General features: G+C 53.9%; 27 protein-coding genes. 13 read left to right on the plus strand and 14 right to left on the minus strand.

Annotated features, from left to right (window positions below; translation table 11 throughout):
• Positions 1 to 95: 95 nt before the first annotated feature.
• From rluB to NFC81_RS08505, 5 genes are all read right to left on the minus strand, one after another.
• Positions 96 to 980 carry a 23S rRNA pseudouridine(2605) synthase RluB gene (rluB, locus tag NFC81_RS08485; protein ID WP_304994051.1) on the minus strand — a complete coding sequence of 295 codons (885 nt, stop codon included), beginning with the start codon at positions 978 to 980 and terminating at the stop codon, positions 96 to 98.
• Positions 961 to 1,953, minus strand: a complete 993-nt coding sequence (gene scpB / locus NFC81_RS08490; RefSeq protein ID WP_304994052.1) for an SMC-Scp complex subunit ScpB — start codon at positions 1,951 to 1,953, stop codon at positions 961 to 963. Before scpB ends, rluB begins: the two co-directional genes overlap by 20 nt.
• Positions 1,946 to 2,866, minus strand: a complete 921-nt coding sequence (locus NFC81_RS08495; protein WP_304994053.1) for a segregation/condensation protein A — start codon at positions 2,864 to 2,866, stop codon at positions 1,946 to 1,948. The genes scpB and NFC81_RS08495 overlap by 8 nt, the downstream gene beginning before the upstream one ends.
• Complete coding sequence (locus NFC81_RS08500; protein WP_304994054.1) at positions 2,850 to 3,470, minus strand: L-threonylcarbamoyladenylate synthase; 621 nt, start codon at positions 3,468 to 3,470, stop codon at positions 2,850 to 2,852. Before NFC81_RS08500 ends, NFC81_RS08495 begins: the two co-directional genes overlap by 17 nt.
• 106 nt (positions 3,471 to 3,576) lie before the next feature.
• The gene (locus tag NFC81_RS08505; RefSeq protein ID WP_304994055.1) at positions 3,577 to 4,449 is read right to left on the minus strand and encodes a PHP domain-containing protein; all 873 of its coding nucleotides are present in this window, start codon (positions 4,447 to 4,449) and stop codon (positions 3,577 to 3,579) included.
• Between the two features lie 243 nt (positions 4,450 to 4,692).
• Between NFC81_RS08505 and NFC81_RS08510 the strand changes: the two genes are divergently transcribed.
• The 5 genes from NFC81_RS08510 to mnmC are packed head-to-tail and all read left to right on the plus strand — an operon-like array spanning position 4,693 to position 8,556.
• Positions 4,693 to 4,992, plus strand: a complete 300-nt coding sequence (locus NFC81_RS08510; protein WP_304994056.1) for a YciI family protein — start codon at positions 4,693 to 4,695, stop codon at positions 4,990 to 4,992.
• A gap of 8 nt (positions 4,993 to 5,000) precedes the next feature.
• Positions 5,001 to 5,699 carry a TIGR04211 family SH3 domain-containing protein gene (locus tag NFC81_RS08515; RefSeq protein ID WP_304994057.1) on the plus strand — a complete coding sequence of 233 codons (699 nt, stop codon included), beginning with the start codon at positions 5,001 to 5,003 and terminating at the stop codon, positions 5,697 to 5,699.
• Positions 5,700 to 5,705: 6 nt separating this feature from the next.
• Positions 5,706 to 6,035: a hypothetical protein gene (locus NFC81_RS08520; protein ID WP_304994058.1), complete on the plus strand. Its 330-nt coding sequence runs from the start codon at positions 5,706 to 5,708 to the stop codon at positions 6,033 to 6,035.
• Complete coding sequence (locus NFC81_RS08525) at positions 6,011 to 6,631, plus strand: peptidylprolyl isomerase (RefSeq protein WP_304994059.1); 621 nt, start codon at positions 6,011 to 6,013, stop codon at positions 6,629 to 6,631. Before NFC81_RS08520 ends, NFC81_RS08525 begins: the two co-directional genes overlap by 25 nt.
• 26 nt (positions 6,632 to 6,657) lie before the next feature.
• On the plus strand, positions 6,658 to 8,556 hold the full coding sequence (mnmC, locus tag NFC81_RS08530) for a bifunctional tRNA (5-methylaminomethyl-2-thiouridine)(34)-methyltransferase MnmD/FAD-dependent 5-carboxymethylaminomethyl-2-thiouridine(34) oxidoreductase MnmC (RefSeq protein ID WP_304994060.1): 1,899 nt from the start codon (positions 6,658 to 6,660) through the stop codon (positions 8,554 to 8,556).
• Between the two features lie 71 nt (positions 8,557 to 8,627).
• Here the strand turns inward: mnmC and greB are convergent, their stop codons facing one another.
• The 6 genes from greB to NFC81_RS08560 all read right to left on the minus strand — a co-directional run bounded on the left by greB (position 8,628) and on the right by NFC81_RS08560 (position 11,597).
• Positions 8,628 to 9,116 (minus strand): transcription elongation factor GreB, encoded by a 489-nt coding sequence (greB, locus tag NFC81_RS08535; RefSeq protein ID WP_304994061.1) that lies wholly within the window; start codon positions 9,114 to 9,116, stop codon positions 8,628 to 8,630.
• A gap of 38 nt (positions 9,117 to 9,154) precedes the next feature.
• Positions 9,155 to 9,664, minus strand: a complete 510-nt coding sequence (locus tag NFC81_RS08540) for a copper chaperone PCu(A)C (protein WP_304994062.1) — start codon at positions 9,662 to 9,664, stop codon at positions 9,155 to 9,157.
• Between the two features lie 24 nt (positions 9,665 to 9,688).
• Positions 9,689 to 10,282: an SCO family protein gene (locus tag NFC81_RS08545; RefSeq protein WP_304994063.1), complete on the minus strand. Its 594-nt coding sequence runs from the start codon at positions 10,280 to 10,282 to the stop codon at positions 9,689 to 9,691.
• A 2-nt stretch (positions 10,283 to 10,284) separates the two neighbouring features.
• On the minus strand, positions 10,285 to 10,749 hold the full coding sequence (locus NFC81_RS08550) for a hypothetical protein (RefSeq protein WP_304994064.1): 465 nt from the start codon (positions 10,747 to 10,749) through the stop codon (positions 10,285 to 10,287).
• A 406-nt stretch (positions 10,750 to 11,155) separates the two neighbouring features.
• Complete coding sequence (locus NFC81_RS08555; protein ID WP_304994065.1) at positions 11,156 to 11,311, minus strand: hypothetical protein; 156 nt, start codon at positions 11,309 to 11,311, stop codon at positions 11,156 to 11,158.
• Between the two features lie 97 nt (positions 11,312 to 11,408).
• Complete coding sequence (locus NFC81_RS08560; protein ID WP_304994066.1) at positions 11,409 to 11,597, minus strand: hypothetical protein; 189 nt, start codon at positions 11,595 to 11,597, stop codon at positions 11,409 to 11,411.
• 147 nt (positions 11,598 to 11,744) lie between these two features.
• On the opposite strand from NFC81_RS08560, the gene NFC81_RS08565 reads away from it, so the two are divergent.
• From NFC81_RS08565 to NFC81_RS08585, 5 genes are all read left to right on the plus strand, one after another.
• Positions 11,745 to 12,599 (plus strand): 6-carboxytetrahydropterin synthase, encoded by an 855-nt coding sequence (locus NFC81_RS08565; RefSeq protein WP_304994067.1) that lies wholly within the window; start codon positions 11,745 to 11,747, stop codon positions 12,597 to 12,599.
• 67 nt (positions 12,600 to 12,666) lie between these two features.
• The gene (cysS, locus tag NFC81_RS08570; RefSeq protein ID WP_304994068.1) at positions 12,667 to 14,061 is read left to right on the plus strand and encodes a cysteine--tRNA ligase; all 1,395 of its coding nucleotides are present in this window, start codon (positions 12,667 to 12,669) and stop codon (positions 14,059 to 14,061) included.
• Between the two features lie 3 nt (positions 14,062 to 14,064).
• Positions 14,065 to 14,346: a membrane protein insertion efficiency factor YidD gene (yidD, locus tag NFC81_RS08575; protein ID WP_304994069.1), complete on the plus strand. Its 282-nt coding sequence runs from the start codon at positions 14,065 to 14,067 to the stop codon at positions 14,344 to 14,346.
• The gene (locus NFC81_RS08580; RefSeq protein WP_304996962.1) at positions 14,346 to 14,546 is read left to right on the plus strand and encodes a Trm112 family protein; all 201 of its coding nucleotides are present in this window, start codon (positions 14,346 to 14,348) and stop codon (positions 14,544 to 14,546) included. The genes yidD and NFC81_RS08580 overlap by 1 nt, the downstream gene beginning before the upstream one ends.
• Positions 14,543 to 14,908 (plus strand): CbiX/SirB N-terminal domain-containing protein, encoded by a 366-nt coding sequence (locus NFC81_RS08585; RefSeq protein ID WP_304994070.1) that lies wholly within the window; start codon positions 14,543 to 14,545, stop codon positions 14,906 to 14,908. The genes NFC81_RS08580 and NFC81_RS08585 overlap by 4 nt, the downstream gene beginning before the upstream one ends.
• Positions 14,909 to 14,913: 5 nt before the next feature.
• On the opposite strand, the gene NFC81_RS08590 is transcribed toward NFC81_RS08585, so the two are convergent.
• On the minus strand, positions 14,914 to 15,828 hold the full coding sequence (locus NFC81_RS08590; protein ID WP_304994071.1) for a sensor domain-containing diguanylate cyclase: 915 nt from the start codon (positions 15,826 to 15,828) through the stop codon (positions 14,914 to 14,916).
• 102 nt (positions 15,829 to 15,930) lie between these two features.
• The gene (locus tag NFC81_RS08595; RefSeq protein WP_304994072.1) at positions 15,931 to 16,302 is read right to left on the minus strand and encodes a hypothetical protein; all 372 of its coding nucleotides are present in this window, start codon (positions 16,300 to 16,302) and stop codon (positions 15,931 to 15,933) included.
• A gap of 151 nt (positions 16,303 to 16,453) precedes the next feature.
• Here NFC81_RS08595 and NFC81_RS08600 point away from each other — a divergent pair, with 151 nt between their 5' ends.
• A complete protein-coding gene (locus NFC81_RS08600; protein WP_304994073.1) occupies positions 16,454 to 18,385 on the plus strand; it encodes a VacB/RNase II family 3'-5' exoribonuclease in 1,932 nt (643 codons plus the stop codon).
• A 202-nt stretch (positions 18,386 to 18,587) separates the two neighbouring features.
• Here the strand turns inward: NFC81_RS08600 and NFC81_RS08605 are convergent, their stop codons facing one another.
• On the minus strand, positions 18,588 to 19,418 hold the full coding sequence (locus tag NFC81_RS08605) for an RluA family pseudouridine synthase (RefSeq protein ID WP_304994074.1): 831 nt from the start codon (positions 19,416 to 19,418) through the stop codon (positions 18,588 to 18,590).
• Positions 19,419 to 19,787: 369 nt separating this feature from the next.
• Between NFC81_RS08605 and NFC81_RS08610 the strand changes: the two genes are divergently transcribed.
• A complete protein-coding gene (locus NFC81_RS08610) occupies positions 19,788 to 21,128 on the plus strand; it encodes an HlyD family efflux transporter periplasmic adaptor subunit (RefSeq protein WP_304994075.1) in 1,341 nt (446 codons plus the stop codon).
• Between the two features lie 4 nt (positions 21,129 to 21,132).
• Positions 21,133 to 24,216, plus strand: a complete 3,084-nt coding sequence (locus NFC81_RS08615; RefSeq protein ID WP_304994076.1) for an efflux RND transporter permease subunit — start codon at positions 21,133 to 21,135, stop codon at positions 24,214 to 24,216.
• Positions 24,217 to 24,223 lie beyond the last annotated feature (7 nt).

A 24,223-nucleotide genomic window follows, 5' to 3' on the forward strand; every position in this document is an offset into this window, starting at 1 on the left:
GTGCGCGAAGCTCGTCGTAGGAGCGCAGCCCTCTGCGCGAATTCGGCCAGAGGGCTGGCCTCCTACGGTTAAGGTTCGGCCAGAGGGCTGGCTTCCTACCGACGCTTACTCGGCTTAGGCCGACGATCCGGTTTGGCTGCTGCACCGACACCCGCCCGCTTTTTCTGCAAACGTTCGGTTTTCTCTTTGATCTTACCGGCCAAGGTTGGCAGTTTAATAGGCGGCAGGCCAACGGAGTCGGCTAAGGTATCGACCACTTTTTGGTCCAGTTCTTTCCACTGGCCCATACGCAAATCAGAATCCATAAACACGTTACCGTAGCGCACCCGCTTCAAGCGGCTGACTTTAACGCCTTGCGACTCCCACAAGCGACGTACTTCGCGGTTACGTCCTTCCATAATCACCACGTGATACCAGGTATTGGCTCCCGAGCCACCAAACTCCTGAATGTCGGTGAACTTCGCCATGCCGTCTTCCAGCATCACACCTTCATGCATGGCTTTCACCATATCCGGATTCACTTCGCCCAGAATGCGCACTGCGTACTCACGCTCGACTTGCGAGGAAGGGTGCATCAAACGGTTCGCCAATTCGCCATCAGTGGTGACCAATAGCAAGCCAGAGGTATTGATGTCTAAGCGACCAATGGAGATCCAACGGCCTTCTCCCGGTGGCGGCAAGCGGTCAAACACCGTTGGGCGTCCTTCAGGGTCCTGGCGTGTACACACCTCACCTTCTGGTTTGTTGTATACCAACACGCGGCGATAAGTGGTGAATGCGGCCACTTCCTTACCGTCGAACATGATCTTGTCTTTGGCCTCTACCCGGTCGCCTAACTTTGCAGGCTTACCATTGACCATGGCTCGACCGGCTTCAATCGCGGTTTCCATTTCACGACGCGAGCCTAAGCCAGCGCGTGCCAATACTTTTTGCAGTTTTTCGCTCTGCACCGCGTTGTCGTTATTCGCGTCCGTCGTCATCGGTATTCTTTTGCTCCAGTAAACCGGCTTGTTGCGCCAGCTTTTGTTGAATAATGGCTAATTGTTCCGCTTCGGTCAGAGCGGCTTCCCGCTTTTCCGTCTCGGCTGCCGGGGCTGAAACTAAGTCAGACTCCGGTTCGTTCTCGGGTGTTTCGTCCTCTGCCGCGTTCTCAGTATCTTCCGCTGGGGGACGCAGACTGTGCTCAAATTGTTCGTTCAATTCATCCAGCGTCTGCCAGTGCTCATTGAGCTCTTCATCCAACGCGTGGTCGGCTTCTGCCGCTTCCTCCTCTTTCAAGCGTGTCAGCATAGCGCTGAACGACACTTCCTTTTCCGCTTCATCTATCTCATCGAATTCCAACTCTGGCTCCAGTTCGGCCATGGTTTTAATCTCCGACAGCGGCGGCAAGTCGTCCAACGAGGCCAAACCAAAGTAATCCAGAAACGTCTGCGTGGTGGCAAACAACGCTGGTCGACCGGGCACATCTCTGTGCCCCACTACCTTAACCCATTCGCGCTCTAAGAGGGTACGCACAATGTTACTGGCGACCGACACACCGCGAACGTCTTCAATCTCACCGCGCGTAATGGGCTGCCGATAGGCAATCAGCGCCAGTGTTTCCAGCAACGCTCGGCTGTATTTCTTCGGCCGTTCTTCCCAAAGGCGTGATAGCCAAGGGTGTAAGCCCTTTTTGGTTTGATAACGGTACCCTCGCGCCACTTTCACGAGTTCAATACCACGCTCACCATTCTGCGCTTCTAAGCGCTGCAAAATGGCTTGAATCTCGCGGCCACTGACAGGCAAGTCCTCACCAAACAGACCACGCAACTCGTCCACGGTAAGTGGACGCCCGGCGGCGAACAAGGCAGCCTCAACCACCTGCTGTCGCGCATTGTCTTGATCAGGAAAGTGATCAAACCCAGACAGGTGCGGAGCCTCATCTAAGGCGTCATCATCAAACTCATCATTCATGTTGTTTCGCTCGCATATGCACTGGTCCATACAATTCAGATTGCAGTACCTCGACCAGATTCTCCTTGGTTAATTCCATCATGGCCAGAAAACTGACCACCACACCCTGCCGCCCCTCCTCGCGGGTGTAAAGCTCGCTCAAAGAGATCACGTCACGGTTTTGCAGCATATCGAGAATGAAGCTCATGCGTTCACGGGTCGACAGTGCTTCACGCGACACATGATGCTGCTCGAACATCGCCTGTCGATTGGTTACATGCTTCATGGCCAACAACACTTCCACCCATTGCACAGGAGGATGCTGCACGCCGCCAATATCGATACTCTCACCGGGCGTGACAAAAAATTCACGCTCTTGGCGTGGCAAGCGATCCAAACGCTCGGCAGCTTCACGGAACTGTTCGTATTCCTGCAGCCGACGAATCAATTCCGCTCGCGGGTCACCTTCTTCTTCATCTTCGCTGTCACGCCGGGGTAACAGCATGCGTGACTTGATCTCGGCCAGCATGGCAGCCATCACCAGATACTCTGCCGCCAGCTCCAGTTGAAACTCCATCATCAAGTCAACATAGGTGGCATACTGGCTAGCGATTTCAAAAACGTTGATATCCAATATATCGAGGTTTTGCTTCTTAATCAGGTAGAGCAGCAAATCCAGCGGGCCTTCAAAGGCCTGCAAGAAGACTTCAAGCGCTTCCGGCGGAATGTAGAGGTCCTGCGGTACATTCGTATAGGCCTCGCCCATCACGATGGCGAAGGGCAACTCGCCTTGCTCCTGTCGGGCAACCTCACGCAGCGCCGCCAAGCCTTTCACTGGCTGCACCTCGTTGGCAGATTCCGGCGCAGTCGGCTGGTCGTCTATTGGCTGCTCTTCCATCGGCTGTTCATCCATAACATCAAGCAAATGGCTCAATGGGGCCGGCGCCTTCACGCAAGATGACCGGTACGTCATCGAGCAAACTGACCACCGTGGTTGGAATGAAGCCGCAATAGCCACCGTCGATGATCAAATCCAAGCTGTGTTCTAGCGTTTCGCGAATATCCCACGCTTCAACGCGCGGATCTTCTTCGCCCGGCATGATCAAGGAGGTACTGAGCAGGGGTTCGCCCAACTCTTCGAGTAAGGCCATGGTGATGGGGTGTTCTGGTATGCGCAGGCCAATTTCACGCTTTTTCGGGTGCATCAGGCGGCGTGGCACTTCGCGCGACGCATTCAAGATAAAGGTGTAAGGACCCGGTGTATTGTTTTTCAACAGGCGAAACGCCGAATTTTCTACCTTAGCGTAGGTCGACAGCTCAGAGAGGTCGCGGCAAATCAAGGTTAGATGGTGACTGTCGTCGATTTGACGAATGGCGCGAATACGATCCACGGCATTTTTATCACCCAGATGACAGCCCAGAGCGTATCCGGAATCGGTTGGATACGCGACCACACCGCCGTCGCGAATGATCATCACAGCCTGACGGATCAATCGCAGTTGCGGTGTTTCTGGGTGAATAGCAAAAAACTGACTCATGTGTGTTCTCTAAAAATTAATTCTGTAGGAGGCCAGCCCCCTAGCCAATGGTTCAACCTTAGGAGGCCAGCCTCTTGGCCGAATGTTCGCGCAGAGGGCTGCGCTCCTACGTGGTTCGGAACCGCGTCCACACCGGCACAACATCTTTCGGCAAAGGCGGCACCTTACCTAACGCCAACCAGCGCTGCTCATCGTGGTGGAAATCACTGCCCGAAGAACCGGCCAATTCATGGTCTTGCACCAGTTGCACCAAGTGCTGACGCATGTCCGGCATCACGCCGGGCACCCCGATTTCAATTGCCTGACCGCCGGCCTCAGCGAAATCAGCGACCAACCGCGTGCGTTTGGTGCGCGTCATCTTGTAGCGATGCGGGTGCGCCAACACGGCTTGACCACCTGCCGCTGTGATCCACTGCACCACTTGGCCTAATTCAGGCCACTCGTTCTTTACATCGCCTACTTTGCCAGCTCCCAGGTATCTTTTAAAGACTTGGGCGACATTCTTAGCTTGCTGGCTTTCAACCAGATAGGCCGCTATGTGCGGACGTCCTATACTCGCGGCGTCATCCTGCTGGCTCAGCCACTCACGCACCCCCACAAAGCCTTCGCGCTCTAACTTATCTGCAATGCGCCGAGCACGGCGTGCGCGCGACCGTACTTGAGCTTTTTCCGCTTCAAGGCTGGCCGGTGCATTCAAATCAAAGTTGAGACCCACCACATGAATCAAGTAGCTGCCCCAAACAGCCGACCACTCGACGCCGGACACATAGTTGATTGACTGCGTTTTTGCGACGGCGAACGCTTCTTCCTGCCCGCGGAGTGTGTCATGATCTGTGACACTGAAATACTTTAATTCTGCCGACTGCGCACGCGCCATTAACTCCGCGATGGGCAATGCCCCGTCGGAGTGTAGGCTATGGCAGTGCAAGTCGACCGCATCGTAACGAGGGTCAGCAGGAGCGTGGACAGTATCGGACATGGTGATTAAACTGGGCGACGCAGATGATCGCAACTCTGATGCATGAAGGGCCACAGTATAAGGCATCAGTCCCGGTTTTCTTAACACTATTTTAAGGCAGCTGTTCGCGCAGAGGGCTGCGCTCCTACGGCTAAGCACATGGGAACGACTGTTCGCGCAGAGGGTAGCGCTATTGCAGCCAAGTACCTGTAGGAGGTCAGCCCCCTGACCGAATCAAGAAAGAATACATAAGAAGGAGTCACGATGTACTACGCCATTATGTCGCAGGATGTTGCAAACAGCCTGCCTTTGCGTCAAAAAGCTCGACCCGATCACCTTGCACGACTGGAAATTCTCCGTGATCAAGGTAAATTATTGCTCGCCGGACCACTCCCAGCCATCGACTCCGAAAATCCCGGTGACGCTGGCTTTACTGGTTCACTCGTGGTCGCCGAATTTGCTTCGCTGGCAGCGGCTCAGGAATGGGCAGATGCAGATCCTTATATGGCTGCTGGCGTGTATGCCAGAGTATCCGTTAAACCTTTTAAGAAAGTATTACCTTAAGGTCATTTATGAAAACCTCGCCTCTGAACAAACGTCTTTTCAAATCCGTGTTGTTGTGCTGCTTGGTAGCGCTGTCGGCCTTGTCGGTAACCGCCACCGCACAAACACGCTACATCGGTGATGAGCTGCGCGTACCTTTGCGCACTGGCCCCTCTATAGAGTTCCGTATTATCAATGCGGGCATTCCTAGCGGATCACAGTTGACCCTGCTGGATACGAATGATGAAGGCACATGGTCGTTTGTGCGCTTCAATAATCAAGAAGGTTGGTTGCAGTCACAGTTTGTGGTGAACCAGCCCATCGCGCGGGATCGACTGGCAGCCGCACAAGCCGAACTGGCGACACTGCGTACTCAATACACCGAACTGCAACAACAGTTTAACGACCTCCGTGATGACCGCATGGCAGTAGACTCCCTGTATCAATCACTGGAGCAAGAGCGTGATGCAGCCCTGGCTGAAGTCGAACGCATTCGCGACGTATCCGGTAACGCCATCCAATTGGATGACCGCAATCGCGAACTGGTAAACCGCAACCGTGTTCTGGAAAACGAGAACGACCAACTCCGTCGTATGAATGAAACATTAGAAGACACCAGCAGCCAGTGGAAGATGATCGCCGGCGGTGGCTTGGTATTGGCTGGCCTGATCACCGGCCTGTTACTGCCTATTTTGATGCGTCGTCGACGCAGTGATGGCTGGGCTTAATCCCCCGTGCCATGGAAGCAAGTTACCATAGAGCGTCCTTATACTGAGGACGCCCTCTATGAACTACTGCGTGAAGGTGCCAAGGGGTCGGCGTCTCGGTACACTCACTTCGACATCGTAGAGTGGGCCGGGCGCTACGCCCAAGAAATCAGCAAGTTGCACCCGATACCTGAAAACCTGTTTCGTTACTGGCAAGTAACGGACGACATGCAAGTGCGCTGGGAGCTCCATATTGCCAGCCACTATTCCATTAATGACATGAAACGTTTTTCTCATGTCGACATTCTGTTACCAAGGCAATTTTTTCAACAATGGCTAAAACTTATAGAATACTAACCCTGTCTGCTGTGTTCGTATCCGCCCTCACCTTGAGCGCATGCAGCAAAGGCGACGACTCAGCGACCCAAACAGCAGCTACTCCGGCCACCGAAGCAGCAACCGTTACCGTTGTGATGCAGACGTCCGCTGGAGAGATCGTACTGGAACTGGACGCAACCAATGCTCCGGTAACGACCAGCAATTTCGTTACTTACGTCGAAGACGAGTTCTACGACGGTCTGATCTTTCATCGCGTCATTGACGGTTTTATGATCCAAGGTGGCGGTTTTGATGCTGACATGACACAGCAACCCGTGCGCGCGCCGATCCGCAACGAATCTAATAATGGCCTGAGTAATTCCCGTGGCACCATCGCCATGGCACGCACGCAAGCGCCCGACAGCGCCACTGCCCAGTTCTACATCAACTTGGTGGATAACAATAATCTCGACTATCGCAATGGCCGCCCCGGTTACGCGGTGTTTGGCCGAGTAATTTCTGGTATGGAAGTGGTGGACAGTATCGCTAAGGTGCGCACCGGTAACCGTGGAATGCACCAGAACGTACCGAACGAGGACATCGTGATCGAGTCGGTGCGACTGCAACAGCAGTAATCGTCATATAGCTGAGAGACAGGGCTATGCAGTTTGCCGATCTCGAAATGCGCAATGGCGTGCCCTTCTCTCCCCGCTTTGACGACATCTACTTCAGTCGTCAAGGCGGTACCGATGAAACGCGCCATGTCTTTCTGGGCAACAACAACCTCCCCGAGCGCTTTCCTACTGAGTTAGGGCAGTGGTTTACCATCGGTGAAACGGGTTTTGGTACCGGCCTGAACTTCATTACCACCCTCCACATTTGGCGTGAAACTCCGCGTGCCAGCCGCCTACATTTTATCAGCGTGGAAAAGTACCCCGTCTCACCCACTACCCTGCGCGCTTTGCTGCTGCCCTTACGCGAAGAACTGCCGGAAGTGGATGAATTTCTTGCCCAGTATCATAGCTTGGTGCCCGGTTGGAACCGCTTGAGTTTCAGCGATGCCGAGCTGTCTTTGTTTGTAGGCGATGCGCTCAGCGGGCTTAACGATATTGATGGTGTGGTGGACGCCTGGTATCTCGATGGTTTTACACCGGCGAAAAACGGCGACTTGTGGAACCCAACGATTTATCACGCCATGGCACGTTTAAGTCGCCCCGGCACCACTGTGGCCACCTTCACGGCAGCTTTACCTGTACGCGAAGGACTCAACGCCGCCGGATTTCTCGCTGGAAAGTGCCCCGGCTTCGGCTTGAAACGCACCATGTGCCGCGGCCACTTCATTGGTTTACACGGCCCGGAACGACCCATCACCAATAAACAGTGGTGGTCGCGCCCAATTCACGCCTTGAAGCCAGGCCAAACGGTCGGCGTCCTTGGCAGCGGGCTGGCCGCCGCTGAAACCGCACAACGATTGCGTCACCGCGGTTACGCCGTCACGCTCATTGCGCCAGACGAACCGGGTTCAGCTGCTTCGGGCAACGACCAAGGTGCAGTATATGCAAAACCCGGCCTGGAAGCAGACCCAGCGACCTGCTTTTACGCCCACGCCCTGAGCTATCGGGTACGGCTTTGGCAGAGCCAAGGCCAATTTTGGCCAGGCAAGGCTTGCGGACTGGTTCAGGTGACATCTGAAAAACGTTGGCAACGCTTGGCAGAAGCCGTCAACCACCCTTTTGCTCAACTGATGCAACCAATCTCTCAGGCAGAGGCCAGCGCACTCAGTGGTGTAACACTGTCTGGCCCAGCCTTGTTTTTTCCGCAAGGCGGCTGGCTTTCACCATCGCAGTATTGCAAAGATCAACTCGCGCTAATACCCAGAATAGCCACCCGCGCGGATCAATTAACCTTTGATGCCACTCACCAGCAATGGGTCGTCAATGCCAACGGCACAGAGATTCATCGTTGCGACGCACTGGTGATAGCCGCAGGCCAGCACAGCAATCAGTTTCCACAGACTGAACACTTGCGTTTAAAACCGGTACGGGGGCAGGTTTCGCAAGCTGCGACCCCCAAGGGCTCGCCTCGCACGGTCGTCTGTGGCGACAGCTACCTCACCCCTGCCGACGACCAAGGGCATTGGCACTTTGGTGCATCGTTCGATGTCGGCAGCGACCACAACGCGGTAAAATCAGAAGACACCCTACTGAACCGCTCAGCCTTGGCTGCGCTGGCACCCGAAGCAGCACAAGCCATCGAAAACCACACCACCGTGGAGCGTGCCGCAGTGCGTGCGACGACGCCCGATTATTTGCCGATGTCAGGGCCGGTTCTTATTGAGGAAGCTCTGAACAGCAGCCCTACCAATTGGTACAGACACAACAACACATCACCGCTGTTTCTGCCGGGGCTGTATGTGTTGACGGGACTGGGCTCAAAAGGGCTGGCATCGTCTGCCCTGTGCGCCGAACAATTGGTCTGTTTGATGACCGGCGAGCCAACGCCCATGGGGAATATGTTGGGGAGCCGAATTCATCCAGGGCGTTTTTGGCGGCGTACGTAGGAGGCCAGCCCTCTGGCCGAAAGACGGCGGGTATAATCACACCGATTCGGCCAGAGGGCTGGCCTCCTACGTTAAACCGCGCTATGGCCCTGCTCGTATTCGATCTTAGTGACGTACCACACCGCGTCGCCCTTAGGCGTCTTGACCACCACCTCGTCGTCTACCGACTTTTTCAACAGCGCCCGCGCCATAGGCGAATCAATCGAAATGTAATCGTTGCGGTCGAAAATCTCATCGTAGCCCACGACACGAAATCGCTTAGTGGCTTCATCATCGTTTTCCACCGTCACCCACGCACCGAAAAACACCCGGCCTTCTTGCTGCGGTGAATAATCTACTACTTTCAAATGCTCTAAACATTTGCGCAAATAGCGCACGCGGCGATCAATCTCGCGCAAGCGCTTCTTATTGTATTGGTAGTCAGCGTTTTCACTGCGGTCGCCTAGGCTCGCCGCCCAAGTGACTTTCTTCGTCACCTCTGGCCGCTCGCGCCTCCACAGCTCATCCAATTCTGCTTTCAGCGCCTCGTAACCGGCGCGTGTGATCAAAGGAGTTTTCATGCGAACTTCTCGGGTGTTGAGCAGGCGAGACAATCTCATCAATGCTGGTGATGATCGTCCATTGAGTGCTGCATTTCAACATTAGGGTGCCGCACGGGCGCTTTAATACTTTGCTCAGTGCCATCGTCGTATTGCAACGTAATCTCCACCATTTGGCCATCTTGCAACGGTGCTTTTAGGCCAATCATCATGATGTGCAAGCCACCCGGCTGCAATGCCACGGTATCGCCCGCAGGCAATGCAATGTGTTGCACCTGACGCATCTGCATCATGCCATCGACGACGCTGTGCGTGTGCAGTTCCACCGCTTCAGCCACGTCACTGACGGCACCGATCAACACACGATCGTTGGTGGAAGCATTCTCCAACCGCATGAACGCCGCGGTATTGGGCTGCATGGGTGGCATCAAGCGCACGAACGGCTGATGCACCTGAATGCCATTCTCGGCGTCCGTATTGTGATGGCCATGATCGTGCGCTGACGCAGCACCCAGTAGGACAAGACCAAGAGAGACCAAAAAGGCCGAAGCCATTGCAGTGATTTTCATAATGTTCCTTAGCTTAATTTAATATTAATTCAATACCGACTGCAGCGACCGCAGCAAGGTATCCGGCCGCTGGTCGTGATAGACGATGTCCGCCAACCCGCCCTGTCGATCGATCACATACAAACTTGAGCTGTGATCTACGGCGTAGCGGCCCTGAGCATCCGGTTCGGCAAAATGCCAAGCTACGCCGTACTGTCGTCCCGCCTGTTGCAACTCAGATTCGGTGCCCGTAACACCCATTAAATTAGGATGAAAGAATTGCACATACTCTTGTAAGCGTTCGGGCGTATCCCTTTCTGGATCTACGCTAATAAACAAAGGGACGACGCTGTCTTGTTGATCTACTGGCAACTGCCGAATCGACTGACTCATCACCGCCAAGGCAGTGGGGCAAATATCCGGGCAATAGGTGTAGCCGAAATAGACCACCACGATCTGACCACGATAGTCCGACAACCGGAATTCACTCTCTGGCGTGGTCAACGAGAAATCGCCACCGACAGGCGCGGCTGCCAGCGTGCTGAGCGGTGCATGCGAATCTCGAAGCAGCAAAACAATAAGCAGAACCGTCGCTAACAGGCCAACAATGACCGCTAGTATGCGATTGAATGTAAACATGTTTAAAACCGCCGCGTTGTGGTGAAGAAAAACGACACGGCACCCACGCCGTCGGGTTGTTCCAATAGCACTCTCGCTTCCCACGTCATGGTTTCCAAGATACAGATAGCCAAAGACGTAGCGCCCACATATTCACCGTGGTTTTCCGTTGCCTGCAAGGTGGGACGGTTATAACCCATGTACATATCAGGGCTGCTGAAATCGACCTGTACCCCAGCCGATGATACACCACTCGTCGTCACCTGCACCGACAAGGGCGTCAGCAGTTCAATGGGATTCGGCGACAGCGACAGCTCTACCCACCCTCCAGGCACTGTCACGCGACACGATGACTGGTGTAAATCGCAGGAATCAGGTGCCTGCGCCACCCAAAGCGGCGCATCGGTATAAAAATGGCGCAACCACGGAAAGACCGAATAAGCAATCGCGCCAGAAAGCACAGCCGCAGCGACAATAAGCAGCAACATCTGTTGACGCTGACTTGCTTTACCTGCGCTTTTTACAGGTTCTGTTGTAGATTCAGAATGGGCCACGTTGATTTAGGGCAAATGTGAAAGCGTAAATTCTACGTTATTTTCACCCTAGGTGCCCTGCGGCGTTTTGTCGCAGCGTGTTCATTCTGGAATCTTACTCTAAACCTCCTGGCCCAAAGCGTTGCTGCGCCGCCTCCTGTAGCAAAAAATCCACCACGGTGGGCACCCGGCGATTGTGCTTACTTTCACGAGCATAGATTAACTGCACAGGGGCTAGAGGGTGTTTATGGCGGTGGCTTGACACTCTTGCCGCTGACGAGCGAGGGTCAATAGAAAAACAACGCCAGCTTGAGAAAAGGCGGTTTTTAGATGTTCTCAGAGGACTTCCAGAAACCAGCACTTACGCTGCCTTTTGGAAATCCTCTGCACGAGGCTTCTTGTCACGCTTGCGGTCATACTGGGTTTTGTCGCTCACCACGCGCAAGCGGTACTTGGGGCTACGCAATTCACGCGCTACCTGACTGTGTTGGGTCGGCTGTCGTTTTTTCTTGGCCATGGAATAGTTCCTCTGATGGCAGCTGGATGAACAGCGCTTAGGATAGGTGCATTCTCTTGAATTACAAGTACGCAGCAGGGCATGACAGCAGAGTTTATTAAGGATTTTCTTTTGGCTTGGTGGGCAGAACTGGCAAAGCTTGGCGGATTTCGCGCATTTCTTCGGCAATGGCCGCACTGATCAAAAAGGTACTGGCTAAACTGGCACGCAGCTCGCGAGCTTCATTACCCAGCGCACGTGCGGCTGCCTCCGGAGAGACCGCTAATGGGGTGTCATTATTTGCCATGGTCTTCTCGCGGCAACTGTCTGAACGTAACTTTAGCCATTTCTGACGGCGTTTGCCACTGCACCGGATAAAATCACCCACCCCCTATCAATACAGGTGCCTCGACGGCGACTTTCAGTTAAAATCCACCTCCCTTTAGGAGGATTCATGGCCAGTTTGTTCGTCGATGCGCTCACCGTTGTAGACTTCAGTTACTTGGATGCCGAGCGCGGCATCGTGGGTGAAAGTTGGATCGTCGATATTGAACTCGAGGGTGCACTGAACGACGAAGGTATGGTGTTTGATTTCAGTCACGTTAAGCGAGCGATTAAGGCCGAAATCGACAGCGGCCTCGATCACCGTTTTGTGGTGCCGGAGCATATGCCAGGCTTGGTTATTCAGCGTGGACCCGAAGAAAGCCGCCTGTCTCTGAAGCAGCCACAAAAAGGCTTTGTATTGGACTACCGTGCACCGAACGAAGCCTTCTACTGGCTCGACGCATCGGCCATCAAGCTGGCTGACGTGACGCGTCATATCAGCGCACAGGTTCGCCAGGTCGTACCGGCCAACGTCAGTAACATCATCGTCCGCCTCCGCCCGGAAGAACATGATGGCGCTTTTTATCACTACTCCCACGGCCTGAAAAAGCATCAAGGTGACTGTCAGCGCATGATTCACGGCCACCGTTCACGCATTATTATCGAACGCGACGGCACACGTGACACCTACACGGAAGCTACCCTGGCCGAGCATTGGCGTGACATCTACCTGATCACTCGCGAAGACATTCAGGCCGAGTGCCAGGTGCTTGACATACCCTGCTACCATGTTGTCTATACAGCCCAGCAAGGCGACTTTGAGCTGACCTTACCCAAAGCGCGGTGCGATATTTTAGACACCGACACCACCGTGGAATTGATTGCTGACCACCTCGCGCAATTGCTGCACAAGCAAGCACCGGCGCATCACTGGAAAGTGCGTGCCTTCGAAGGTGTGGACAAGGGCGCAATCGCAGCTTGTTGATCCTCGCTGTGCTTGTTTTCCTGTATCATTACCTATTACCGAATTTATCACTGACTCTGGACCCAACATGCCCATACAGATCTACAATTCGCTGACCAATCGCAAAGAGACCTTTGTACCGCTGAAACCTGAGCGAATCACGATGTATGTCTGTGGCCCGACTGTGTACAACTACATCCACATCGGTAACGCGCGCCCGGCTGTCGTCTTCGATACCTTTGCGCGTGTGTTGCGGTTGTTTTATCCGCAATTGGATTACGCGCGCAACATCACCGACATCGACGACAAGATCAACAACGCTGCACACACCGCCGGTGAAGACATTGGCACCTACAGTGCTCGTTACACGGAAGCCTACCGCAAAGACATGGCATCACTGTTTAACCTGCCGCCCACGGTTGAGCCTTTGGCAACCGAGCACATTGACGTTATGGTGGAGCTGATCGACAACCTGATTCAGCGCGGCTTTGCTTACGCCGCTGAAGGTCATGTGTTGTTTGATGTCGCCGCCATGCCCGACTACGGCAAACTGTCGAAACGTAAAACGGAAGACATGATTGCCGGCGCCCGCGTAGAAGTGGCCAGCTACAAGAAGAATCCAATGGATTTCGTGCTGTGGAAACCCTCTGTTGAGGCGCATGAACCCGGCTGGGAAAGCCCATGGGGTTACGGTCGTCCGGGCTGGCACATTGAATGTACGGCCATGATCAACAAGCACCTCGGCCCCACCATCGACATTCATGGTGGCGGTGCAGATTTGATGTTCCCGCACCATGAGAACGAAGTGGCGCAAGGCACCTGCTGCCACTCAGAAGAACACGAATACGTGCGCTACTGGATGCACAACGGCATGATCAACATCAACGGCGAAAAGATGTCGAAGTCGTTGAACAACTTCATTACCGTGCACGAATTGCTGGAAAGCTATCCGGGCGAGCTGTTGCGCTTGGCGTTATTGTCCGGCCAATATCGATCCTTGTTGAACTGGTCGGACGACTTGTTGAATCAGTCACGCATGACGCTCGACCGCTTCTACGGTGCGTTGCGCGACACCGCGACACTGCCTGAGGTCGACGCGCCGGATTTGCGAGAAACACCGGTGGTACAGGCGCTGTGCGACGATATGAACTCACCGCTAGCCATTGCTGAACTGCATGGCCTGGTGAGCCGTATCTATCAAGACGACACTACCAACGAAGATAAAGCTAAGTTGCGCGCGGAACTGATTGCCTGTGGTCGTGTACTGGGCTTGTTTAACTACACGCCGGTGCAGTGGTTCCAAGAGCTGTCGGCACAAGACAACGCTGTTACGCCAGAGCAAATTGAAGCACTGATTGCGTTACGTACAGCGGCCAAAAAAGCCAAAGACTTTGCCGAAGCCGACCGCGTGCGAGCTGAGTTGGACGCTGCAGGAGTAGAGATTCAAGATACGCGTGAAGGCACGCGCTGGCAGTGGAAATAAACCATGCTAGCTTGGGTGCTGAAAAAGATAGTGCGCGGTTATCAGGTGGCCATCAGCCCCTTGATGGCACCGCGCTGTCGCTTCTACCCAACCTGTTCCAGTTACGCGATTGAGGCTTTGGAAAAACACGGGGCAGTGAAAGGCTCATGGCTGACTATTAAACGGATCAGCAAGTGCCACCCACTGCACCCCGGTGGCCTAGACCCCGTGCCCGACCCCAACAATCCCCATGTGCATGGCCCACAGTGCGACCATGACGACCATCAGGACGAGACAACAAAATGATTGATGCGCAATTACTGAATATTCTGGCCTGCCCTGTCACCAAAGCACCGGTGCGCCTGAGCCAAGACAAGAACGAACTGATTTGCATCGCCAGTCGTCTGGCCTTCCCAATTCGTGATGGCATTCCCGTTATGCTGGAAGAAGAAGCGCGGCAGATTGGCCAAGAAGAATACGAAGCCTTAAAGAAGAGTGGATATTGAAAGCCTTACTGATGGTGGCGCACGGCAGCCGCCTAAAAAGCAGCAATGAAGAGTTCGCAGTTTTAGCGCAGCGCGTGGAGGCCAGTTTAGGCAATGCCTTTGATCGTACAGCTACTGCCTTTTTGGAACTGGCCGAACCCTATATTGACACCGCACTGTTGGAGCTGATCAACCAAGGCGCGACCGACATCGAAGTCATGCCTTGTTTTCTATTGGCTGGCACCCATGTGCGCAATGACATTCCCGGCATCGTCGCCAGTGTGCGCGAACGCCACCCGGACGTGCGGATTCATTTGCGCGAGCATTTAGCGGCCGAGCCAGATTTTGTGGCCTACTTGGCAGCGCAAGCCAGTCAAGGTTAACTGGCTTAGTTGCTGCTGCCGGCTTTAGCAGTATACATGCGCTGATCTGCGGCCTCGATCAACGTTGCTTCATCCACACCGTCTTGTGGAAAACGACTGACACCGGTGCTGGCGTCCAACACATGCTGACCGAAGCTGCAGGTCAGCGGTGTCAGTACCTTGGCTCGTATGTTAGCCAGCAATTCTTCATCGCCCACGTCCGGGCTGATTTGATCCAGTATCACTACAAACTCATCACCACCGACGCGCGCCACAATGTCAGAGGTACGGAAACAATCCTTTAAGCGCCGCGCAAAGCTGACCAATACCTCGTCTCCCATGGTATGCCCGTACCGGTCATTCACTTGTTTAAAATTGTCGAGGTCGATGTAGAGCACCGCAAATTCGGCTTTCTGACGCTGCGCCCGGGCAATGGCTTTCGCCATATGATCGTGGAAGCCTTTGCGATTCAACAATTGTGTTAGATGGTCGTGTTCTGCCAAGTAGCGCAAACGCGCTTCACGCTGCTTGATGGCCTGACTGAGTTCCGCTTCGAGAGTGATATCCCGCAGGGTTACGATGTACACCAGAGGGCCGTCAGCCGCGCGCGCAATCGCCGCCTGCAATGAAACGGGTACGGTGCGATCATGACGCTGCAGGTCAAAAGTAATGCGCGGAAAATGATTATTGCCGTTCTGCACATTGCGAAAATGTTGCATGACCTCTGCCTGCGCTGAACGCGGCAAAAAACGCGCGTAATGATGATCGACCAACATATGCAGGGGTTGGCCGAATAAACGACACGCCGACTGATTAGCGAACACGATTCTCCGCCCGATGATCATCAATACAGCCTCGGGCAACAGAGTCAGTATCTGCCGATAAAATTTTTGCGGTAACTGCTCCAATTCCGTTCGCAGCAGCTCTTCCGTTACATCCATGCGCTGTCTTTATAGGTTATTTTTTGTGCGCCCAGTCTAGAGCATGGCAGAAGAATGAAAAATACTCTTTAGCTATAACAGTGTACGATTTAATAACTAGGCTTAGTCTTTGGTCGAATGTTCTGCTTCGGATGCTTGGCGAGCAGCGGCGTCTCCCGGCTCGCGGTCAGCGTCGTCCTCGTCGTATTCTGCCTCGTCAAACATCGAGGGCAGGCTCTGCTGAATACGCGCCACACTGCGAATGAAGGCATACACCGCCACAAACGACACCAATAACGCCAAATGTGTATCCACCTGAATACTGAGCAGACTGGTCCACAACACCCACAATAACGTGAAGCAAATCGCCATGATCGTCATCTTCCCCCACCAACGGCGTGGTCGGCAGAAGTGCCCTACCAGAATCGGGATTGCTAAGGATGCGGCAAAATGCTGTAACAGAGTAAACCAGAAGGTTTCAAACAGAGCAGCCATTACATGTTCCATTAATGAATGGCGCATATCCTAACCTATTGACCACCGCAGTCACCACCAATTGTCCGCAAAGCGGAAGAAGTCTCGTTAATTGGGTCTATGGAAGGTATAATCTGCGGCCATTTTTTCATCTGTCACGGGCTCTAAATTAATGCTGAATCTCGATTCTTTGGCGCAACTCAACGCGCTGAAATCCCAGATCAAAGTCGAAAAGAACGTTCAGAAAGGCGTGGTGCGCGGTACCGCCAGCCGATTTGGCTTCGTCGACACCGACGCCGGTGAGAGTTTTTTTATTACCCCAGATGAAATGAAACGCGTACTGCCCGGTGACGTCATTGAATTCACCGTGAACGAAGTTGACGGCAAGTCGCAGGCTGAACTCGATAGCCTTGTTGAAACGTCATTGAAGAACTTTGTCGGTAAAGTTATTCGTAAGGGCCCGAATACACTGGTCAACACCGACCATCCAGGCATGAATCGCTGGGTAAACCTGACCAACAGTTCATCCAAGGGCTTGTCAGATGATACCTGGGTAAGCTGCCGCCTGACGCGACACCCATTTGAGGACGGCAAAGCCCTAGCGAAAGTAGAATCGACGCTGGCTCTGCCCGACGCTGCTTTTATTGAACACACCGTGGGTAAGGCTCGTTTTAACGTCAAGTCGGAATTCACCCCCGCCGTAGAAGACGCAGTAGCCGCCATCGACTTTAACGGTTTAATGGCGGCGCAAAGTGACTACGAAGACGCCACCACCCTGCCCTTTGTGACCATTGACGCCGCCAGCACCCAAGACATGGACGATGCCCTGTGCATCGACGACCTGGGTACACATTGGCGTCTGCACGTAGCCATTGCCGACCCGTCACTCTTTGTCGAACAAAAGTCATTGCTTGATCTGGTCGCCGCACAACGCAACAGCAGCAGCTATTTGCCCGGTGAAACACTGCACATGTTGCCCAAAACGCTGTCAGTGGAATGGTGTTCACTGCAGCCGAACGTCAAACGACCTGCGTTATTGTTTTCTGTCGATGTGCAGAAAGAAACCGGCGAAGCGGGTGAGCCCAGTATTCGTTTTGGTTTTATGCAGTCACAAGCCAAGCTGAGCTATGCACAGGTATCGGCCTTCATTGACGGCGATGCCAGCCAAATAGAAGGCGAACATTTGGGCCAGCAGATCCAACACCTCAACGCCTTGACCACCGACCTACAAGCCTATCGTCAGGCGAACTGCCTGGTGATGGAAGACCGACCAGATTATCGATTTGATCTAAACGAACAGGGTCATATTGCCGAGGTACGCGAAGAGTTTCGCCTACGCGCGCATCAGGTCGTTGAAGAATGCATGCTGTTGACCAATCGCCTAACGGCGCAGTACTTACTGGCGCGCAATGCCGGGTTGTTTCTGTGTCATGAAGGTTTTCGTGACGACCAACACGACACCATAAAGGCCTTGCTGCAACAAGTACTGGCCGTAACGCCAACCGACCTCAACGACTTCGCTGAGATGTTGCCGATCCTGCAGCAAGCGCAGCGCCATACTGATCTTCCTTTGGCTAAGATGCTCGCCAAGAGCTACCAGCGTACCGAGTTGTTACCGACGGCACGCCCACACTGGGGCTTAGGTTTTGCGTGCTACACCACCATCACCTCGCCGATTCGCAAGTACCTTGATTTGGTATTGCATCGTCAGCTCAAGGCCATTTGGCGGGGTCAGCCTGTGCCAACTTTGAGCGAAGCCGAAATCGCCAGCTTACAAGAGGGTCAAGGTACGGGCCGCGCGCTGAGCAACTTTGTCGAGCAATGGCTGAAAGCCATTTACATGAAAGGACATGAAAGTCAGCGGTTCACAGGTGAAATCCAGCACGTCATGCCCAGCGGCTTTTCTGTGCAACTGGATGGTTTAGGGATCAGCGGATTCATCAACGTGAAAGGCTGGCGCGATAAAGACGCGACCTACGACGAAGTATTGCAAACGCACCACACCAAGCGTGGCGAATTCCGACTGGGCCAGAAGGTGACCATTGAAGTGCAGACCGTCGACTTAGAGCGCCGGAATGTACAGTTTAATTTGGTCACACAATAGCCGGGGCGTCTAAAAACCCCTTTTTCTCAAGCTGGCGTTGTTAAAAATGGCCTCAAAATGCTCACTGGCTTGCCAGAACGACCAATGGTCGGCCCGTAGGGTGAGCGAAGCGAATATTTACGTACAGTAAACTGCGCTTTCTCGGAAATTTTTGCCTAGCCAGCTTTTCGCCTCTGAGGTTTTTAGATACCCCCTAGAAGGCTTAGGATGCCTCTATTGCACTCTTAGTAAAATCCCGAGCTTCGCCGGTAAACGGGCACTCAAAGCTCAGCGCCACAGCTTCCAACATCAAGCCTGAGCGCTGCTTATTGCCCTCACCATAGGCCGGGTCGCCCATCACCGGGTGGCCAATAGCGGCAAAGTGTCGGCGAATCTGGTGCTTACGACCCGTTTCAATCCACACATTCAACGTCGACGTATTGGTTGGCTCATTGTACTTCTCAAGCTTATACCGGGTAGTCGACGCCTTCTCATCCAAGGGCAATTCAATGTTGCCTTCGGGTTCAGCGCGCAGATCGCCCAACACTTCGATTCGATATTCTTTTTTGATCTTGCCCTCACGAAACAACTCACTCAGCGCCGCAGCAGCGCGTTTCTGATGAGCAATAACCATCAAGCCTTTGGCTTCGCGGTCTAATCGATGCACCAGAAACACTTCGCGTTTATTCTTAAAGTGCAGTTCCACTTGGCGCATCACCGAATTCTGATCACCCCAGTCGGTGCCCTGCGACAACATACCGGCTTGTTTGTACCACACGGAATACCATTCAAAATCGGCCACTTCGATCATAGGGCGAATATGTTGATCCAGAATGGTTTCGTCGTAATAAATTTGCAGCACGTCGCCGACTTTAAGATCCGTCATCGCACGGCGTAAGCGGCGTCGGCTCTCACCTTCACGCACCAGCCATACGGCGCCAGCATTCATGGTTTTCTTTAGTCGAGACTTGGAGAGATTCACGTTATCAACGAGAAAATCAATTGCAACTAATGAGTCAACGGACTCGACTTGTAAGGCAACATCTATTTTCATGAACCGAGGACCTATGTACAGCGTACGAATTAGAACGGACGCCGATTATCCGCGTAGTGCGGTGCTGTTACAAGTGTGGTTCGCGCGTTACAACAAGCAACGCTCTGATGAGGCAACTTGAATGTGATCTGAGTGATTGGGTGGGTGCCCTGTAGCGGACGCTTGAACACAGGACGTGTTCAGCGAGCCCCCATGGCCGGGTTTACGGCGATCCGCGAAAGGGCACCCACCCAATCACGCCGCTAACACCACCAGGACCGCCAATACCGGTATTACCAGATGGTAACGCCGACAATGCTGCCTCGCAGAGCACATTTAACCGCTATTGGTTTAAGATAGCCTCAATCTTTTGGGAAGACTGCCAATTATATGAAGCGTTCGACACTTGTTATCGTATTGTCTGCCGCGTTTTTATCGGTCGGCGCACTTGGCTACTACAGCCTGACCAAGGAACCTGCACAAAGCGCGCAGCCACAAGGCCGTGGTGGTGCTGGAGCACTCATGGGGCGCGGAGGCCCGGCAGGCGCAGGCACACTGAATACCACAGCCCCTACGGTCAGAACCATCAAAGCCAGTTACGATTCATTGCAACCCGCTATTACTTTATTCGGGCAAACGCAGTTCGCACGTACATTTCAAGTCGCCAGCCCGCTCAGCACCACCGTGGAAAACATCTTGGTAAGCTCGGGTGAACCGGTTGTAGCTGGTCAGCCTTTGTTGCAGCTCGACACCCGCACCGTGCGCCGCAATTTAGCGCAACAAAACAGCCAAATTGCAGAGATGCGGTCTCGTATTCGCCAACAAGTATTGCAAGGTGATGCAGATGTGGCTGCCTTGGCACTGGAGCAAGAAGCCTGGCAACTCGCGCAGGATAATCTCCGCCGCATTCAAGACCTACAAGTTCGCAACTTGGCATCGGCGGTCGATGTCGAATCCGCACGCCGCACACTGATCACCCAACAGCAAAGCTTACAGAACCGTGAGTTGGCCGTGGCGCGACAAGAAGATGCCCTACTCCAGTTGAACGCTCAACTGGAAAGCCTGGTACGTCAGCAGGAAGCCTTACAGGAAGACATTGAGGCCGCCACGGTGCGCGCTCAAACCAACGGTTTGATTGACGATATTCTGGTCCAGCCCGGCCAAACCGTATCAGCGGGCACCCAGCTGTTGACCTTACAAAGCACAGAGGCTTTCCAGATTCGCGCCACCTTGCCGAGTCAATACTTGGCATTGTTAGACCGCGACAACCCCTTACAGGGGCGTATTCTCTGGCAAGGTGAACCTACTGCGCTCAAGCTCGAAAGCTGGGGGCTGAACGCCTCTCAGGGCGGAGTGTCTGTCGTACTGAATTTGATCGACCCTAAACCGCCGTTGATTGCAGGCACCTTTACTAACCTGAACCTCTTATTGCCTCCAGTCGATCAGGTTATCGCCGTGCCGTCCAACGCGCTGTATGGCAACAACCGTATCTATGAAGTAGCAAACGGTCGCTTGGTCGAACACACAGCTGAAATTGTTGGGCAAGACCCCAATCGGCCAGGCGAAGCCTATTTGGTGCGGTCGTCTATCGCCGCCGATGCCGACATTCTGGTGACACGACTGGATCGACCAGAAGCAGGCTTTCGTGTGCAAGTGTTAGGTGCTGCACAAACTGCCGCAGAGCGCCAGCGCATTGCGGCTGAGCGCCCTGCTCTTACGGTAGAGGACTAGTGTCATGAGTGGCATCATTCATTATTTCACTGGCCACCGCGTCGCCGGTAACATTCTGATGTTCCTGACGATCCTGGCCGGTGCTTGGGGCCTGCAACAGGTCAACTTTCAATTGCTGCCTACTTTTCAGTTTCAGAACATCAATGTGAACACCCGCTGGCAAGGCGCCAGCGCCGAAGACGTACAGAATGCCATTACCATTCCGCTTGAATCTGCCCTGCTTGCGCTGCCCGAAGTCAGTCGCATCAACAGCACAACCACCGAAGGCAATAGCACCATTCGAGTGTCGGTTGCCGAAGGCGTGGACACGGATGAAGCCATCATCGCGCTGGAAGACGCCATTGCCGGTGTATCACTACCGGCGGATGTAGACGCGCCCACTGTGCGCCAATTCGCCTTCCGTGAAACCGTGGGCTCGATCTTGGTCTATGGCGATGCGCCACCGGCTCAACTGAGTGATCTCGCCCGGCAGTACGCCACTGAACTGCGGGGCCGAGGCATCGCCGAAGTCACTATCAGTGGTACGACCAACGAATTCATGACCATCGAAGTACCCAGCGAGCGTTTGCTGGAACTGGATTTAACGCTCAATCAACTGGCACAGATTATTCGCCAACAAAATGTGAATACCCCAGCTGGCACCCTCACCACCGACGGCATGACACTGCAATTACGCGCGCAGGGTGAGTCACGGCTGATCACCGATATCGCCCGCATCCCGATTCGCATCACCAGCACTGGCGGCGTCATAACACTCGGGGATGTCGCATCCTTTTCCTCCACCATTGAGCGTGGTCAAGAGATCTATTACCAGGGCTACCCAGCCGTCACGCTGAATTTGTCGCGGCAAGAGAACGACAATTCGCTGGCGGTAGCTGACATCATGAACGAATGGATCGCCGATACCCAACAGAACCTGCCTGAAGGTGTCGCGCTGCACACTTATCGGGAAAGTTGGAAAACACTGATTTCTCGCCTCAACATGGTGCTGGAAAGCGGTCTGATGGGGATGTTTCTGGTTGTCTTGGTGTTGTTTATTTTCTTGAATACCCGCCTAGCCCTCTGGGTTGCGGTGGGTATTCCAGTGTCGTTCCTTGCCACCTTCTTCGTGATGGGCGTCAATAATATTACGGTCAACATCATTTCCATTTTTGGTTTTATGATGGCGCTGGGCATTATTGTTGACGACGCCATCGTGGTGGCAGAAGACACCCAAGCACAAAGAGATCAGGGCGCAACCAGTCATAACGCGGCCTACAACGCAGCCCGACGAATGTTTGCGCCGGTATTGGCATCGTCGCTGACCACCATTGCGGCGTTTCTACCCCTTACCATGATCGGTGGGCGCTTTGGTAGCCTGATGGCCGATATTCCCTTGGTGGTCATGTGTGCCATCGTCGCCTCTCTGGTTGAGTGCTTCTTGATTCTTCCCGCACACTTGCATCATGCGTTAAAGAACAGCGATCAGAAAAAGCCCAGCACCTTCCGTCGTCGTATCGACGGGGGCGTAGCGCATTTTCGCGAGAAGATATTCCGCCCTTTGGTCACTTTGTCGGTCAACAACGGAGCCGTGACCATCTGTGCCATGCTGGCCGCTGGCATGATCAGCTTCGGGTTGGTAAAAGGTGGGCAGGTGCCATGGACGCCCTTTCCGGCATTAGAAGGCAGTAACCTCAGTGCCAGCGTGAATTTCACGCCAGACTCTGATCCGCAGCAAGTCGTCGACTACTTGAACAACATGGAACGCGCACTCTATGTCGCCGAGGAAAACCTAAACTATCAATTCGTCGAAACGGCCGTGGTTACGGTACGGCGCAACAACCTGAGTGGCAGTATCTCGGTCGAGATGGTGAATGATGTTGACCGTCCTTATACCGGCCTACAGATCATGAATGAATGGAAAGACCAGCTAGAAATGGTGCCGGGACTTCAAAGTGTGTTATTCACCCGCGCACGTCAGGGGCTGAGCAGTTCTGATGTGGAAATCAGCCTGACCGGCAATGACATTGAAGTTTTGAAGGCCGCGTCACTGGAATTGCAAAACAGACTGGTAACCCAGGCTGCAATGGCCGACCCGCAGGATGACTTGCCACTGGGCAGTGAGCAGTTGCGGTTCTCGCTGTCACAACAAGCACAGTCGCTGGGCCTTACCCTCAGCCAAGTCAGCGGATATCTCAGTGATCAATTACAAGGCATCACCATTCAGAACTTTATCGTTGCCGGTGAAAGCATTCCATTGAGCCTGCGTTTACCCGAGTACGAAACACGCAACATGAGCGCCTGGCAATCCCTGCCCTACCCCTTGCCCAACGGTGGCTGGGCCAACATGGGCGATTTGCTGAATAGCGAATACCGGCTGGGCATTGACCGCTTGCAACGCACCAATGGCCGCATGGGCATCACGGTGATGGCCGACGCTCAGAACGCCGACGAGTTGCCACAGATCATTAATCTATTAGAAACCCAGATACTGCCCGAACTGGCGGCAGACTTCGGCATCAATGCGGCGTTGGCAGGCGACCAAGAAGAAGCGCAGGAAACTGCACGACAATTTCAAGCGGCTCTGCTCATTGCCTTGGCCCTGATGTACATGATCCTCGCTTGGGTGTTCAGTTCATGGAGCTGGCCACTGGTTGTACTGGTTACCATCCCGTTCGGCTTAACGGGAGCCATCGTTGGTCATTGGCTGCTGGGTATGCAGTTATCGTTTCTGTCGCTGTTTGGCTTGTTTGCCCTGTCAGGGATTGTCGTAAACGACTCGATCGTACTGGTGACCTTTTATCGGCGCTTACGTGAGGAAGGCATGGAAATGCTCGATGCGGTGGTAGAGGCGGCTTGTCAGCGTTTGCGGGCCGTGTTGCTGACGTCTATCACCACCATTGCGGGCCTGACTCCGCTGTTGTTCGCCACCTCACTGGATGCGAAATTCCTGCAGCCTATGGCGGCTGGCATCGTCTTTGGGCTCTTGTTCAGCACCGTGCTGATCTTGATTCTGGTACCAACGTTATTACTCTGGATGGAGCGTTTTAACGGCTGGCTCACTCAGTTGTGGATGCGACGTCATCGCGTCTCGGAAGAGTCGTTCTAAAACAGCG

The organism is Salinispirillum sp. LH 10-3-1, assembly GCF_030643825.1.
Classification (GTDB): Bacteria; Pseudomonadota; Gammaproteobacteria; order Pseudomonadales; family Natronospirillaceae; genus Salinispirillum.

What these genes read in the sequence shown, in the direction of transcription:
- rluB (WP_304994051.1), bottom strand. Translation starts at nt 980, where the DNA reads ATGACGACGGACGCGAATAACGACAACGCGGTGCAGAGCGAAAAACTG.
- scpB (WP_304994052.1), bottom strand. Translation starts at nt 1,953, where the DNA reads ATGAATGATGAGTTTGATGATGACGCCTTAGATGAGGCTCCGCACCTG.
- NFC81_RS08500 (WP_304994054.1), bottom strand. Translation starts at nt 3,470, where the DNA reads ATGAGTCAGTTTTTTGCTATTCACCCAGAAACACCGCAACTGCGATTG.
- NFC81_RS08505 (WP_304994055.1), bottom strand. Translation starts at nt 4,449, where the DNA reads ATGTCCGATACTGTCCACGCTCCTGCTGACCCTCGTTACGATGCGGTC.
- NFC81_RS08510 (WP_304994056.1), top strand. Translation starts at nt 4,693, where the DNA reads ATGTACTACGCCATTATGTCGCAGGATGTTGCAAACAGCCTGCCTTTG.
- NFC81_RS08515 (WP_304994057.1), top strand. Translation starts at nt 5,001, where the DNA reads ATGAAAACCTCGCCTCTGAACAAACGTCTTTTCAAATCCGTGTTGTTG.
- NFC81_RS08525 (WP_304994059.1), top strand. Translation starts at nt 6,011, where the DNA reads ATGGCTAAAACTTATAGAATACTAACCCTGTCTGCTGTGTTCGTATCC.
- mnmC (WP_304994060.1), top strand. Translation starts at nt 6,658, where the DNA reads ATGCAGTTTGCCGATCTCGAAATGCGCAATGGCGTGCCCTTCTCTCCC.
- greB (WP_304994061.1), bottom strand. Translation starts at nt 9,116, where the DNA reads ATGAAAACTCCTTTGATCACACGCGCCGGTTACGAGGCGCTGAAAGCA.
- NFC81_RS08540 (WP_304994062.1), bottom strand. Translation starts at nt 9,664, where the DNA reads ATGAAAATCACTGCAATGGCTTCGGCCTTTTTGGTCTCTCTTGGTCTT.
- NFC81_RS08545 (WP_304994063.1), bottom strand. Translation starts at nt 10,282, where the DNA reads ATGTTTACATTCAATCGCATACTAGCGGTCATTGTTGGCCTGTTAGCG.
- NFC81_RS08550 (WP_304994064.1), bottom strand. Translation starts at nt 10,749, where the DNA reads ATGTTGCTGCTTATTGTCGCTGCGGCTGTGCTTTCTGGCGCGATTGCT.
- NFC81_RS08555 (WP_304994065.1), bottom strand. Translation starts at nt 11,311, where the DNA reads ATGGCCAAGAAAAAACGACAGCCGACCCAACACAGTCAGGTAGCGCGT.
- NFC81_RS08560 (WP_304994066.1), bottom strand. Translation starts at nt 11,597, where the DNA reads ATGGCAAATAATGACACCCCATTAGCGGTCTCTCCGGAGGCAGCCGCA.
- NFC81_RS08565 (WP_304994067.1), top strand. Translation starts at nt 11,745, where the DNA reads ATGGCCAGTTTGTTCGTCGATGCGCTCACCGTTGTAGACTTCAGTTAC.
- cysS (WP_304994068.1), top strand. Translation starts at nt 12,667, where the DNA reads ATGCCCATACAGATCTACAATTCGCTGACCAATCGCAAAGAGACCTTT.
- yidD (WP_304994069.1), top strand. Translation starts at nt 14,065, where the DNA reads ATGCTAGCTTGGGTGCTGAAAAAGATAGTGCGCGGTTATCAGGTGGCC.
- NFC81_RS08590 (WP_304994071.1), bottom strand. Translation starts at nt 15,828, where the DNA reads ATGGATGTAACGGAAGAGCTGCTGCGAACGGAATTGGAGCAGTTACCG.
- NFC81_RS08595 (WP_304994072.1), bottom strand. Translation starts at nt 16,302, where the DNA reads ATGGCTGCTCTGTTTGAAACCTTCTGGTTTACTCTGTTACAGCATTTT.
- NFC81_RS08600 (WP_304994073.1), top strand. Translation starts at nt 16,454, where the DNA reads ATGCTGAATCTCGATTCTTTGGCGCAACTCAACGCGCTGAAATCCCAG.
- NFC81_RS08605 (WP_304994074.1), bottom strand. Translation starts at nt 19,418, where the DNA reads ATGAAAATAGATGTTGCCTTACAAGTCGAGTCCGTTGACTCATTAGTT.
- NFC81_RS08610 (WP_304994075.1), top strand. Translation starts at nt 19,788, where the DNA reads ATGAAGCGTTCGACACTTGTTATCGTATTGTCTGCCGCGTTTTTATCG.
- NFC81_RS08615 (WP_304994076.1), top strand. Translation starts at nt 21,133, where the DNA reads ATGAGTGGCATCATTCATTATTTCACTGGCCACCGCGTCGCCGGTAAC.